This is a genomic window from Acetomicrobium sp. (genome assembly GCF_059026225.1).
The window spans coordinates 283,224-297,201 of record NZ_JBWQOQ010000007.1; the positions used below are offsets into that span (position 1 = coordinate 283,224).

Sequence of the window (13,978 nt, forward strand, 5' to 3'; positions counted from 1 at the left end):
AAAAACCCAAGCATCCAGTGTTTTATAAAGGGCGTTAAACAATGATTGGTTTTTGTCGGGTAATTACATTTATGTAATTTTATGTTTAAGTTCTGTACATTTCAAACAAAGGGATCATAAGACCTTCCTCGAAAAGAGCTAAACATGCGTCAACAGCCCCTTCGTCAAAAAGCGTCCCACACCCACGTTTAATTTCCTTTAAAGCTGCCTCAATACCCAGGGCTTTACGATATGGTCGGTCTGAAGCCATGGCTTCAACCACATCTGCCACGGCAATGATGCGTGCTTCTTGCAGAATCTCTTTGCCTTTAAGGCCTTGAGGATAGCCGCTTCCGTCAAGGCGTTCGTGATGTTGCAGTACTATTTCAGCAACGGGCCAGGGAAAGTCTATATCCTTTAAAAGATTATAGCCTGCCTGAGGATGAGTTTTGACCAAAAGATATTCCACCTCATCTAAGGGCCCGGGCTTGCTTAATATTTCAGCGGGCACTTTGATTTTGCCAACGTCATGGACCAAAGAGGACATTTCCACTGCGTCAACACTTTCGGGTGAAAGTTCCATCTTCATTGCCATAAACTTTGCTAGTCCCGCCACGCGCTTTTGGTGCCCTGCTGTATAGGGGTCTCGAAGTTCGCCGACTGACGCTAATAATTCTATTGTTTGTCTCCATGCATGGGACAAAGTGGCAATGTTTTCTTTCATTGCCCTTTCGTAGATTTTCTTATCAGTAATGTCGCGGTAGATAGCGTAAATACCTGCTAAATTTTCATCTATCTTTATTGGAACTCCAAGTATGGAAACGTCGATAGGCGTACCGTTGGCCTTTTGGCGTACGCTTTCAGCGGAAACACTTTCACCACGAGCCGCGGCCTCAGTAAGGCTTCTTGCCTCCTCGAAGTGTTCTTTCATTAGCAACGACGCTGTCAATGTTTTTTCCTATCACTTCTTCAGGGGCTAGAAAACTCAAAGATGCGGCAAAAAGCATTGTTGGCTCTTAAGATACGACCATCTGGTGAGCATAAAATTACACCTTCAGGAGAAACGTTAAACAGCTTCTCCCAAAAAACCTTTTCCCTGTGAAGTTCATCCCTGATGTCAAGCTTGCGCATGGCGTAAGCTATATCATCTGCCAGAGTTAAAAAAAGGTCCTTTTCTTTTTTCTCCAGCTCAATATCTTTGGGCAATAAGGCACATATTATCCCATAGGTTTCCTCGCCATGTTCTAAGCGAGAAGTAATGAAGGTTTTACCTGTATAACGTTTAGAAAGTTGCCAACCCATGCGAAGCTAAATCCTCATATTTGAATGGCCAAAAAGCCATCTTTCGAATCCGGGGTCAAATAGAGATATTAATTGTGGGCTTAAACATCTCTTCATTTCCGACCTTCGTTTCTGTCAAAGAAAAAATGTTTAAAAGATCTCCTCTTTGAGGATCTAATAAAATGATCCAGACACTTTCGTAGCACTGGCCGTTGACCAGGATGTTACATATTTCATTAAGTAAATGATTGCGTCCCAATTTTTCCCTTACTATTAGTTGATTAACATTTTGAATGACCTCCAACACCCTATTTAACCGCTCCAGTTTTCTTTGAGCTTCCCTCTGTTCGGTCACGTCCCTTATAAAAACAGCAATACCAACAACTTCATCGCCGGAGAGTTTTATGGGTATTTTGTCCGTTAAGTGCCATCTTTTTCTGCCAGATGGCAGGGTTACTTTTCTAAGTAATCCAAGCAAAGGTTCGCCTTTAGTTATGACTTCACGATCTTCGCGGCGAAGGCCTTTTGACTCGGGAAGCAAATCTTGTGTACTTTTGCCCAGAATTTCTTCTCGAGGAGGCAAGCCCATTTCCTTTATAAATGACTGGTTCATCCAGATCCATCTGCCTTGCTTGTCCTTGAAGAGGACCATAAAAGGAGAAGAATCTATTAAGATCAATAGCGTTTCCATATCCCACACTCTAATTCCCCCTAAAAACACGTAATTGTCCAGCGCTTTTTATTATGTTCCAGTTGTTCTCAATCTCTCTCAGATTGGTAATCAATTTTTAAATGTATTATGACCGTTTAAAAAGCATAACTGGGTCATTGTATTTTTATGGATAGCAAGATCAAAACAATGACCCAGTTAGTAGAATATAAGTTATTTTAAAATCCGAGGATCTCGCCCACTAAAATTACATGACAGTCTCTGCCCGAGGGAGCCCGCTCTAAAATCAGCATGGCCCTACAGACTCGTTCCGGCACGTCGCAATCTACACAATAACCTAATGATGCACAGGGTGTCTTGATGTTCAAGCGCATTGCATTAGGAGGAGTGGCGAAGTTTTTAACGCGAGCTATTGCCGCTTCAAGTCCTCCGGCGCAGACTTTGTTTATTCCAATGATGTAAATAATTTTTCCCGCTGTCCAAGCCATGCCGGCCACCCTGTTGCCGGTGCCGTCAATGTTAACGATAGTCCCGTCTATGGTCAAAGCATTCGCGCTCGTTAAGAAAACGTCGCATGATAATTCCTCTTGTAATCTTCTTATGCGTTCTTCGCCAACCAAGTTTGGATCCCAGTGATGAACTATCTTGTTGCCTCTTTTTTCGAGCTCTTCGAGCAACCCGAGCTCCCTTAATGTTACGCTCCCAGGGACGCCAACACTGGCCTTTTCAGGTATAAGGTCGATTATCTTTCTTTTTGCTTCTTCTGCAGTCACTACGTATTCCGCGCTGTAACCCTTTTTATCCAAATTTTTAACAATAGCGTTGCCCAAAAGCTCGTAATGGTTTTTTCTGAAGCTTTCCCAATCTGCCATACAACATCCCTCCTCTTTGGTTTGTGAGCAAAGTTGCCTCCCGCTTGACTGTTATCACTAAGATGATAACATTAATGAGCACAAAAGATCACGACTAAGGAGAGGGTATTTATGTGTAAAGTTGTAATGCCAGAAGGAGAACACGTCCATTCCCATACAAATGACCCTTTAGAGATGGCAGAACTGATAAGGGAAGCGCTGATTGGCGAACTTGACTCCATGAGCGATTTGGCCGGCACATGGCACATGATCGAGGACGAAAGCATTAAAAACAAGCTGATGGAGGCAATAGCCTTTAAGCAAAAGACCGTCTCTGCGCTGTACGAAGCTTTGCAGGCGAGCGAAAAAAAGGCGTGGGGTTAAAAAACAGCGTAAGTTTAAGGTCTACTTTCGTAGTAACGCAGTAGCATAATAACATGATAGGCTTATAAAAGCAAGTCCTGCAATGCGTGAGCAAATGCAGGACTTGCTTTTATGTTTGTCAAGAAGACCATAGGGCAATCTTAATTCTAAAATATCGTTTTAAAAATAGTGTGTAAAAGGCAGTTTAAAATATCAAGACGAGTCATTGCTTGTTTTATCGGTGAGAATTTCTCCCCTGACATAAGAAAAATAAATTCCAACGATACAAGTAATTGCTGAAATTTTAAAGGCCAGATTAATGCTTTTTAAAAAAACCTCAATATTTGCCATACTTATCTGCTCTTTGCCTAGCATTATGGAGAATATAGCGGTAGCTAGGGCTAAGCTCATCGTTTGACCAAGCAGCCGCATCGTTGCCAAAGAGCTGGAGGCAATGCCGTAATGCTCATTCGAGACAGAGCTCATTATGGCGTTGACGTTGGGAGAACAAAAGAGAGCAAAGCCAAACCCTAGGCAACATAATGCAATGGCTAAATAAGACATTGATGTATCTACCCTCAGCGTTGTCAATAAAAGTAAGCCTAAAGCCGTAAGCGCCATTCCAGCAGAAGCTATAAATCTTGGCTCTATCCTGTCAGACATACGTCCTGCAAGAGGAGAAAAGGCAGTTTGAATGGCCGGCTGTATCACTAAGACAAGTCCCGCCAATTGAGGTGACATATTCTTTGCGTATTGAAGATAAAGGCTCAATAAAAAGGCTACCGATGCGGTCGCAGCGTAGTTTATGAGGGCAGCCAAATTTGAGTAGGCAAAGCTTCGATTATCGACGAAGAGTCTAACGTTAAATACCGGATTGGATATTACCCATTGGTACCAAAAAAAGACGATCGAAAGCGCTATGCCGGTTAAAATGAAATACAAGCTTTTAACCTGGGGAATAAGAAAGATGCCGTACATGAACGAAAGCAGAAAGATCACATACAAAAAACTGCCTAAAATATCGAAGGGCTTTTCCTCGAAAGCAATCCATTCCGTCTTTATGTGCCGAAGTATCATGTATAAAACAAGTAACCCCAAGGTGCCAGCGGTGATAAAGATGCTTTTCCATCCAAAGTTTTGGACTAAAATGCCGCCCAAAAAGGGGCCTAAGGATAATCCCAGGTAAGTCGCAGCAGTATTTATCCCCATGGCACTTCCTCTTTCTCCAGGTGGAAATACAGAGGCAAGTATCGCCACGGATGTCGTTACGATCATAGCTCCTCCTATTCCCTGAAATACGCGACAAATTATAAGAAAGGGTAAATTTATCGAAAAGAGGACAAGAAAGTTAAATAAAGCCATTATGGCAGCACCCAGGGCAAATACTTTCCTCCTACCCGCGACATCTGCTGCCTTGCCGACAGGAACTAAGGCCGTGGCTGTCGCCAGCATGTATGATGTGGCTACCCATCCAAGCGTCGCAGCATCTGCCCTAAAATATTGGCCGATGGCAGGAAGCGCTATGTTTACGGTCGATATCATGAAAGGACTCAGAAATGAAGCCGCTGCGGCAACAAAAAGTACGGTTCTTTTAAAATTTGCATTCGTCAAGGGGTCATACCCCCTCCACTGTTAGAACAAGGGACTGAATAGCTTGGTAATGCCATATACTACGTGTTCCACGGCAGGTCTTTTTTCCCAATCGCTTCGATGCAAGATTCTTGAATTTGCTATATACATTTCCTGGGTTTCGAGTACGTGTGAGACTTCAGTTTCGCTGTAAAATATCAAGTCAACTTCAAAATCCAAAGCAAAGGAGCGAATGTCAAAGTTACTGGTTCCCAGAAACGCTAATCTGTCATCGATTGTAACGGTCTTGGCGTGAAGTATATCGCCCTTATAGAGGTATATGTTGACGCCCATATTCAAAAGAGGGGTAAAATATGCTCTTGCGACTCCGCCAACTATGGCTTTGTCCGCCCTTTCTGGGACAACGAGGTTGACATCAACGTCCATGATGCGTGCCGTCTCAATGGCGTGCATCGTCTGGCTGTCGGGAATAAAATATGGAGTAGTGATAGTTGCGGTTTTTTTAGCGCTCAGCAAAGCGGAAACAACCAATCGCTGGTAATTTTGCAATTGCATCGACGGACCGCTTGGGACTGTCTGCAATACGGCACTTCCACCGGTATTGAGGTGCGGAAGAAAATACAACAATTCATTAAAAGGTATCTCTTCGTGAGTCTCGACGTACCAATCCTCGTAAAAAACAGCTAAAAGTTGGATTACAACGGGGCCCGTCAATCTGACCGAAAGATCGCGCCAAAGTCTCCCTCTGGCTTTCCTGTTATAGGAAGGTTCAATGATATTATGAGAACCCGTGTAGGCTACTTGCCCATCGATGACAGCGATCTTCCTGTGGTTTCTGATGTCATAGCGGGCGGTGAAGGTCGTTCGCCTGAGCAACCTGAGGGGGAGAACTTCAACGACTTTAATGCCGCTGCCTCGCAATAAATAAGCGTGCCGTCTCAGAAACTCTTTTGAACCCACGGAATCTACGAGCAGGTGGCATTTAACACCTCGTTTGGCAGCCCTTTCCAGGGAATCAAAAAGTTTCTTCGTTAAATCGTCGTATGCAAATATATAGTAAAGAAGATTGACGTACCTTTCGGCGTTATCGATATCATGACAAAGGCGATCCAGATATTCTTCAAAATCGCTCAATAATTCAACAGTATTGCCTGCCACGGGGTTCATGTCCACCATTTTATAAGCCATGTAGCTGATCCTCGTTTGATCTTCCTTCAAGGCAGGATTGTTAACTTCGCTTAATACATGAACTCTCAAGTCATGGAGTACACTGCCCAGTTCCGATAAAAGCTTCGATCGCCGTCTTAACCGCTCCCTGGGAAGTCCAGTGGAGCCAATTAGCGAATAAAGAATCAGACCACCCCATGGCCATATATTTATTGCCAAAAGCCAAGCAACAGCCGTCGGTGGTTCATGTTTCAAGGGGACGTAGCAAAGCATCCCAATGCGGATGCAAAAAGACGTAATGTTATACAACCACGGGAGTAATGCAGAAATATCATTCATGCTCTACTACCTCAAAAAGTATTTGTTAACCCTAGAGCGAAAAGTCACACACTATTGGCAAATGGTCGGAAAACGTCACCTTTGGAATGAGAAGGTTGTTGACCTTTATCTCAGGACTATGAAGGACAAAATCGAGCAGCTTTCGCGGCGATGAACTAGGATATGTGGGCACACAATCTGAGTTCGCGTTTTTGAGTCCAACCTTTTTGACAAATGGAGCCAGTTCTTCTTCGCCGCCAAATGTATTATAATCCCCGGCCAATATCATTGGCTTTTTGGCTGAAAGACAATTTCGGCTCAATTCTTCCAGCTGCTTTGCACGGGTTTTTCGCCTCAAGGACAAATGAACCAAATAAAGCACAAAGTCCTCGTATTCTACCTCAAGAAAAGCTCTTTTAAGGCCATAACTTAGATAATGAACGTCACAATCGAGCGGTGGTATCTTGGTAACAACGGCATTTCCCTGCGCCTTCAGCACAGGCGCCTTTGTCATAAATGATTCCGGAGGATATTTACAGCTAAATATGGACATTCCTCCTATTTGGGAGGCCATCTCTTTGGGTTGACTTCTGCCATTTTGTCTGTAAGAACCTCCGTCAGATTCGACCAAACCGACAATATCGGGGTTTAGCTTGATCAAAAAACTGGAAATATCCCGAAAATTTCTTTCAGTTTTTCTAAAACATCCCCAAAAGGGAAAGGGCACGTGGTAATCCCACCCCGTACCTGTAGCGTAGCGGATATTATAAAGCACAAAACGCATACACTGTTGCCTCCTCATCATTTTCATGCCTTTAAAGGATACAGCTTGGTCTCCCCGGCTGTCTATTGTCATTTCAGCAAAACCGATCCAGTCAGTTTCAAGATGTTTGCGTACATACAACCTGACTCACTATTTTAACATCAAATCTTACTTTGGCCACCCATAATGCCGATATTTTTGAAAAAAACTAACAATAGCGAGAACGAGTAAGTTATTAGTTATCCAGGGATGTTAAGATATGTTTCCCACTTGTCAAACATATCTTTAGGGCTTTCCCATATCCTTTTGTGAAGTTCAAAGAGGAGGGCAGGGGAGCGTAGGAGCTTCATAGCCTCGTCCTTCGTGAGACTTTCGTGGTCTCCTCCAAGAACCTTGGTTGTGATCTCTGCCTTAACGTCACGTGATATACTGCGTTTTTTGCGCATAAATCCTCTGTGAAGGGCGTTAACCCAAGGATCAAATAAAGCCAGGCATAATCCACCTTCAGATAATATTGGCGGATCGGAAAGAACTTTCTCCAGAATCCTTATTTCCAATGAAGGATTTGTCTCTTGAGGGGTGAGAAATAATCCCCACCCTTTAAAGGTTTCTCCTGCTGTAGGGCGACTCGTCCAGACAGTAAGGAAAATTGACAAAATAAAGGAAATTAAAATTGGAGAAATCCACATACAAAACGTAGGATTGACTATCCATACAATAGAGCCCCAAATAAGCCCGGTCAGCGTGCCACTCCAATGAAATCTAAGGGCCTCTCTCCAACTTATACCGACATCGGACCTTTCTTGAGGTCCCCAACCTACGGTTTTCCCCAGGAGCGCAAAGAAAAGAAACTTGCTGTGAAATAACATCTTAATTGGAGCAAAAAGAATAGAAAATACTATCTCCAAAAATACGGTCATTATGAGCTTTGACGTGCCGCCAAAGAAATGAGATTGCTTTTTGGAAATTACAAGACATAGTCCAAATACCTTTGGGAGGAAGAGCAGTATCATAACAACTACAAAAAGAGTTAGTGCCCAATTAGGATACCATACGGGCCACTCAGGGAACAGAGCGTATTCTCGCGGGAAATAAACCGGTTCAATCCAAACCTCTAGCATCGCCTGAAGTGAGCTCATTAGTATAAAACAAAACCACAGTAAACCTGACCCGTATACCATGACTCCATTTAAAAAGAGGAAACGATGTGCAGGGATGATACCCTTAAGGAGGAAAAGCCTGAGATGTTGTAAGTTTCCCTGACACCAGCGACGATCTCTCGATAATTCCTCCAAAAGGTTGGGGGGAGTTTCTTCAAAGCTTCCTTCCAAATCATATGAAAGCCACACTTCATAGCCGGCCCTCCTCATTAAAGCTGCCTCCACGAAATCATGGCTTAAAATTTCACCTCCAAAAGGAGGATCCCCCGGCAATCTCGGAAGCGCGCAGTTTTTCATGAAGGGTTCTACCCGAATAATTGCGTTATGCCCCCAATATTGCGCATCTCCTAATTGCCAAAAGCTAAGACCTGCCGCAAATATAGGACCATAGAGATAACTGGCAAACTGCTGGATGCGGCCGTAAAGAGAACGCCTACCCACCGCCTTTGGTGCGCTCTGTAAAATTCCGACCCTGGGATTGGACTCCATGATGGAAGTCATTTCTACCAAAAGATCCCCGCTCATCACGCTATCGGCATCGAAGACTATCATATACTTATAATTTTTTCCCCATCTTCGGCAAAAATCCGCTATATTGCCGCTTTTTTTCTTTACGTTCCTCGTTCTTCGTCGGTAAAAAAGATTACCCGACGGCATTAAGCCGTTCACGCCATTCGGCCCATGCCAGTTCTTCGCAAACACAAGCATCAGGATCATTGCTATCGCTCAATATGTAAAAGTCGTAATGTTTAAGCTTTCCCGTTTTCTCCAATGAACGATAGGTCGCCTCAATTCCTGCAAAAACGCGATTAATATCTTCGTTGTAGACAGGAAACACAAGGGCAATGCGTGTAGTTTCTTCTATATTTCGCGATGTAGCCCTCGGAGCATAACGATCAAAGCCTCGGAGTATTGTTATAAACCCGGCTAAAGCCGTCCAAAACCCGATGGACAGCCAGGCAAAAAGTATCGCAAAGGTAAATATCATTAAATAGCCTAAAAAGGTCATGCCTCTAAAATTTAATATCTGATTCATGAAGTAAGTGGCCACAAATGTAGATGTGATCACAAGAGCTGCAAGCAGAGTGCGCCTGTTTTTTGCTATTTCCTCCCATAAAGCCCCACCCGTGGGAAGATCGAACAAATTCGAAAAACTCACCATAAAACCCTTGGGGATCATGGAAGACCTGTTAATCGGCGGACTGGAATTAATTCCCCCGCATTCATCGTTTAACAACAACGGCATGATTTGTTCATTTAAGCTTGGCCACCTTTGGCTAACCAACAAATCATTATCTTTTAAAAGGCGCGAGCACAAATTGACTATCACGATATCAAAATAATTAGCGAATGAATTTTTGAGCGATGAAGATAGCTTGCCCAGGACCTCTAGCGCAAGTTTCAAAGAGCAAATCGGTATTATGCCCAAAAACCACATATAGTTTAAAATGCGTTTTTCCAATTCTCTTGTTATAGTTGCCATTGATAGCTCCACGTCTCCGTTAAAATGTCCGGTAGGTTGTCGCCTTTCTTTAGAAAAGCTTGGATCTTGATTTTGGGTCGTTTGTCGGGTTGAAGTTGTTCTATAGTACTTCCTCCCTTGACTCGGACCTGAAAAGCCAGCCTCCAACCTTCGGTGACTTCGTTTTTCATCAAAGTCTTTTCTACAAGTTCAGCACCTTCCGACACTGTAACAACAGCCGTTAATCCCGTATCGGCCGGAATGGCTTCAATACTTCTACCTTGGAAGTCGATCACAAACAACCTTGTATTGTCTTCTTTTCCCTTGCCGGTACGCGTGGAGACCACATAACCCATCCCGTGAGGCGAACCCTTCGGCAAATGCCAGCTTATCCTGTAGGAAAAGTTGACGGGCTCACCTATTTGAGGCAGCTCTTCGGGGACCCAAAATGCGACGATATTATCTATAGTCTCCCATATGCTAGGTATCTCTATCAATTCCACACGGCCCTTCCCCCAACGCTCTCTGGGGGCAATCCACACGCTGGGCCTCAAGTCATATCGCGCTTCCAGGTCTTGGTAATTACAAAACTCCGTATCACGTTGAAGTAATCCAAATCCATAGACATCATTTGCCGGGAAGCTCGAGACGTTTAATCGCGAAGGATTGAGCAAAGGCCGCCATTCCCATTTATCGGCCTCATAGGCAATTAACAGCCCGTCAGAATCATGTACTTCAGGGCGATAGTCATCTGGTCGATTAATCGTATTTTCACCATAGTAAAACATGCTAGTGAGCGGAGCCATGCCAAGTTTATCTACATTTCTCCTTCGAAATACGGATCCTTTTACGTCAACTGTAGTCTTTTCGCCCGGCTGTACGAAAAACTTATAAGCACCTGTTAAGCTTGGGCTATCGAGCAAGGCGTAAATTGTAATATGATTCGATCTTTTTTGGGGTTCTACAATCCAAAAATCTCTAAAATATGGAAATTCCTCCCCCGTCGGAAGTGCCGTATCTATGGCAAGCCCTCTTGCCGATATTCCGTAGCGCTGATTTTTCCCCAAGGCCCTGAAATAGCTTGCCCCAAGAAACGAAATTAATTCATCATGATAATCAGGCCTATTTAGGGGGTAATGAATCCTAAAACCCGCAAACCCTATATTTTTATAAGTTTCAACTGGCAAGGAATTCTTGCCGTAATCGAAAAGGTCAGGATCGTAGCGAAACTCCTTTATGTCCTTGGATGTTACCAAGTTGATCCTCACAGGAACGTCATACAGAAAACCCAAATGATAGAATCTGATCTGGAAAGGCAGATTTTTGTCGAGCCAAACTGACTTTTCAGGTTTAAAGCGAATATCTCGCCATTGATCATATGATAGGTTTGACAACGATTCAGGTACTTTGCCAAGAAACCCTTGATAAGTCGATAATGAAAGCTCGCGCGCCATCTCCCAAATTTCCTTTTCCAAACTCTCGAGTCGGATGCTGTCTTTTGAGCTGCCATAAACTACAGAAACCTGAAAGATGAGCATGAAATTTAAAAGCAAAGCGACAACCATTGTGAAAAGCCTATATCTCTTCATCGAAACGCACTCCTTTCAAACCCTTAAGGTCGAAAAACCTTATTCGCATACACGATTTTTTAAAATTGCAATTTAGCCCAATTTCGACGAAGTATATTTAACCATACAAAAGCCACCTTGCCACATCCGATAAATCTCGTATATTTTAGTGAAAGGATTTCAAGTTCTTAAAGTTTGCATCGTGATACTATATCATGGAGGTGTTCATTGCGTCATAAATATATTAAGTTTCAGGCGTCTAAATTAAGGGGGGGTCAAAATGATCGAGCTTTTGAGAAAAAGGAGGAGCATTCGACGCTTTAAGGATACGCCGATAGAACAAGGAAAGACCGACATCTTAAAAGAAGCTGCGCTCAGGTCACCTACTTCCAAAAACCTGCACTCCTGGGACTTCATCTTCATCGACGATAAAGAAACAATAGGCAAACTGGCCAACGCGCGAAATCAAAGTTCTGCCTTTTTGAAGGAAGCTCCCCTTTGCCTGGCGGTGCTGGGCTGCGAAGAAGTAAATGATACCTGGATAGAAGATGCTTCCATAGCTGCCATTATCGTACAACTTACAGCGTTGTCAATCGGCTTGGGTTCTTGCTGGATACAAATAAGAAATCGCATGTATTCTGAAAAAATTAGTTCTGATGAATACGTACGTTCAATTCTTGGAATACCGGACAACTATCGAGTAGTATGTTTGCTTGCCATAGGATACCCGGGAGAGCAAAAAGAGCCCGTTCCTTTTGAGTCCTTGAGATGGGATAAAATCCATATTAACAAATGGTAATTAAATACAGTGGTAAGGGGTTTTCTCGAATGATGCTGGACAACACCTTACCACTAAAACCACCTGACAAAGTCAGGCGATCATTCCCGAATCTTGCATTAATCTCATTAACCTATGGTGTGTTCCAAAAATCGCAAGAAATTTCCTCCAATGATGCCTGCAATTTCTTTCTCGCCAATTCCCCGCGAAATAAGTTCCGCCGTAAGCTCAAAGCTTCTAGCATGTCCTTTGATGCAATCGTAATTGCGTTTTTCTTCAACTGATGGAGAAGCTTCGCGAAATTCATCGCAGAAATCAAAACCATAACAAACATGATCAAAAGACCCCACAAGACCGCAGATATGATCCGCATGATCTGCCAAGTCTCTTGCGCTAACTTCTTCATTTGAATCTTTGATGAACTCGCTGCAGGCGTTCATCCCGATGATGCCGCCACGACCGGCTATTTGTAATATCTGTTCATCCGTGAGATTTCGCATGGATTGCGCCAAGGTCCTACAATTTGAATGTGAGGCAATGACTGGTTTTTCATAAAATCGCAAGACATCTTTTAAACCCTCATCGTTAAGATGGCTAACATCGATGTACATTCCAAGCTTTTCTGCCTCGCGAAGTAGCTGGACTCCAAAGTTCGTGAGTCCGCCTTTTTGCCCTTCTTCTTTGGCTTCAAAATGACAACCGTCTGCCGCGTAATTTCTTCTGCTCCATGTGATCCCCAAACCCCTCACGCCTAATTCGTAAAATATTCTCAAAAGGTTTATATCGTTGCCCAAAGGTTCTGCCCCTTCAAAGGAAAGCAGTACTGCAACCATGCCGGCAGATTTTGCTTTCTTTATTTCTTCTACGTTCCGGCACAGTGAAAAAAGGCCGGGGCTTTCTTCCATTTCTTTGTAAAACAAGCTTATGTAGTCCAAGGCTCGCCTCAATGCCATTTCTGGCAAATACTCGTCCGACACGAATAGCGACGATACTACAAGGTCTATGCCTCCCTGCTTAAATATGGGAATGTAGCGATTTTCTATGACCCTTGATTCTCCCCTTTGACGCCTGCCCCATACTAAGGGCAAAAGATCAAAGTGTGTGTCAGCTACAAAGGATTTATCATGAAGACGTTTTGCTGTTTCAATGCAATCGTATTCCACCCTTCTTTAACCTCCCCTGAACGTAATTGGACTTACTTTCAGCCCACACCAACTTCATTGCAACGAAAGTCCAGATGATTATATAATACAAGAACAAATCTTTAAAGAACGGGGACCTTAACGTGTGCGAAGATCTTATCTGCGGCGTTACAGCCGTCATCCTGGCTGGAGGTAAGGGAAAGCGGTTAGGATACAATAAGGCTTTGCTAAAGATGGGGGATACCTACCTTTTAGAAATTATCGTAAGAAACATCAAAGCGATATCAGACAGGATATTGTTCGTCGTTTCGCCAAATGATTACAGTCATTTGCTCTCGATTCATTCCTCATTGTTATCGTCCAACTGCGTTAGCGTGATATGCGATTCTATTCCAAACCAAGGGCCTTTGCTCGGGTTAATAGAAGCCCTGAAATGGTCGAATGAAGAGTGGATTTTTCTCGTTGGATGTGACATGCCTTTCATCGAGAAACCTTTGGTTAAGCTCATTTATCAAAGCCGAAAAAGTGGTTCGCAAGTCCTGGTGCCCCGATTGAACGGTTTTTTAGAACCACTTCACGCCTTTTATCATCGCTCTTGTTTAAAAGCAGCTGAGACGGCATATAAGCAAGGCAAAAGAAAGATTAAGGACTTTTATCCCTTCGTCAATGTGTCTGTTCTTGAAGAAAAGGCGATGAGAGTGATAAAAAATTATCAAATCTCTTTTTTCAATATAAATAGCGCCGAAGATTTACAAAGAGCGCAAAAAATATTTACCTGCATTCAGAAGATGTCAACGGTTGAAGCAACTTTAATCGAAGGGACTGATAGTAACAGGCAAGCAGTAGCCACGTAATTGCACGGTTAATTGCACCGGAATGTTATGCC

The 13,978-nt window shown here is 43.3% G+C and carries 14 protein-coding genes; 3 read left to right on the plus strand and 11 right to left on the minus strand.

All coding sequences use genetic code 11. The features are described 5' to 3' along the window. Nucleotides 1-85: 85 nt before the first annotated feature. The 4 genes from AC5SXE_RS05715 to AC5SXE_RS05730 all read right to left on the minus strand — a co-directional run bounded on the left by AC5SXE_RS05715 (nt 86) and on the right by AC5SXE_RS05730 (nt 2,802). Nucleotides 86-928 carry an HD-GYP domain-containing protein gene (locus tag AC5SXE_RS05715; protein ID WP_493916898.1) on the minus strand — a complete coding sequence of 281 codons (843 nt, stop codon included), beginning with the start codon at nt 926-928 and terminating at the stop codon, nt 86-88. A 20-nt stretch (nt 929-948) separates the two neighbouring features. Continuing rightward, the gene (locus AC5SXE_RS05720) at nt 949-1,281 is read right to left on the minus strand and encodes a PAS domain-containing protein (protein WP_493916899.1); all 333 of its coding nucleotides are present in this window, start codon (nt 1,279-1,281) and stop codon (nt 949-951) included. Between the two features lie 55 nt (nt 1,282-1,336). Next, a complete protein-coding gene (locus AC5SXE_RS05725; RefSeq protein WP_493917289.1) occupies nt 1,337-1,951 on the minus strand; it encodes a PAS domain-containing protein in 615 nt (204 codons plus the stop codon). Nucleotides 1,952-2,148: 197 nt separating this feature from the next. Beyond that, a complete protein-coding gene (locus AC5SXE_RS05730) occupies nt 2,149-2,802 on the minus strand; it encodes a lactate utilization protein (RefSeq protein WP_323720548.1) in 654 nt (217 codons plus the stop codon). Nucleotides 2,803-2,913: 111 nt separating this feature from the next. Here AC5SXE_RS05730 and AC5SXE_RS05735 point away from each other — a divergent pair, with 111 nt between their 5' ends. Further along, nucleotides 2,914-3,165, plus strand: a complete 252-nt coding sequence (locus AC5SXE_RS05735) for a hypothetical protein (protein ID WP_323720547.1) — start codon at nt 2,914-2,916, stop codon at nt 3,163-3,165. A 192-nt stretch (nt 3,166-3,357) separates the two neighbouring features. Here the strand turns inward: AC5SXE_RS05735 and AC5SXE_RS05740 are convergent, their stop codons facing one another. The 6 genes from AC5SXE_RS05740 to AC5SXE_RS05765 form a co-directional block, all read right to left on the minus strand. Next, entirely contained in the window at nt 3,358-4,755 is a 1,398-nt protein-coding gene (locus tag AC5SXE_RS05740; RefSeq protein ID WP_493916900.1) for an MFS transporter, read from the minus strand. Nucleotides 4,756-4,776: 21 nt separating this feature from the next. Next, on the minus strand, nt 4,777-6,240 hold the full coding sequence (gene cls, locus AC5SXE_RS05745) for a cardiolipin synthase (protein WP_323720545.1): 1,464 nt from the start codon (nt 6,238-6,240) through the stop codon (nt 4,777-4,779). Nucleotides 6,241-6,271: 31 nt separating this feature from the next. After that, nucleotides 6,272-7,003 carry an endonuclease/exonuclease/phosphatase family protein gene (locus tag AC5SXE_RS05750; protein ID WP_323720544.1) on the minus strand — a complete coding sequence of 244 codons (732 nt, stop codon included), beginning with the start codon at nt 7,001-7,003 and terminating at the stop codon, nt 6,272-6,274. A 218-nt stretch (nt 7,004-7,221) separates the two neighbouring features. Continuing rightward, nucleotides 7,222-8,811: a glucans biosynthesis glucosyltransferase MdoH gene (gene mdoH / locus AC5SXE_RS05755; protein ID WP_493916901.1), complete on the minus strand. Its 1,590-nt coding sequence runs from the start codon at nt 8,809-8,811 to the stop codon at nt 7,222-7,224. Then, nucleotides 8,786-9,625 carry a hypothetical protein gene (locus AC5SXE_RS05760; protein WP_493916902.1) on the minus strand — a complete coding sequence of 280 codons (840 nt, stop codon included), beginning with the start codon at nt 9,623-9,625 and terminating at the stop codon, nt 8,786-8,788. The genes mdoH and AC5SXE_RS05760 overlap by 26 nt, the downstream gene beginning before the upstream one ends. Then, on the minus strand, nt 9,613-11,193 hold the full coding sequence (locus AC5SXE_RS05765; protein WP_323720542.1) for an OpgD/OpgG family glucan biosynthesis protein: 1,581 nt from the start codon (nt 11,191-11,193) through the stop codon (nt 9,613-9,615). The genes AC5SXE_RS05760 and AC5SXE_RS05765 overlap by 13 nt, the downstream gene beginning before the upstream one ends. Before the next feature lie 259 nt (nt 11,194-11,452). Between AC5SXE_RS05765 and AC5SXE_RS05770 the strand changes: the two genes are divergently transcribed. Beyond that, a complete protein-coding gene (locus tag AC5SXE_RS05770; RefSeq protein WP_323720541.1) occupies nt 11,453-11,971 on the plus strand; it encodes a nitroreductase family protein in 519 nt (172 codons plus the stop codon). Nucleotides 11,972-12,078: 107 nt separating this feature from the next. On the opposite strand, the gene AC5SXE_RS05775 is transcribed toward AC5SXE_RS05770, so the two are convergent. After that, nucleotides 12,079-13,113: a dipeptidase gene (locus tag AC5SXE_RS05775; protein WP_323720540.1), complete on the minus strand. Its 1,035-nt coding sequence runs from the start codon at nt 13,111-13,113 to the stop codon at nt 12,079-12,081. 122 nt (nt 13,114-13,235) lie between these two features. Here AC5SXE_RS05775 and mobA point away from each other — a divergent pair, with 122 nt between their 5' ends. Then, complete coding sequence (mobA, locus tag AC5SXE_RS05780; protein ID WP_323720539.1) at nt 13,236-13,946, plus strand: molybdenum cofactor guanylyltransferase; 711 nt, start codon at nt 13,236-13,238, stop codon at nt 13,944-13,946. Nucleotides 13,947-13,978 lie beyond the last annotated feature (32 nt).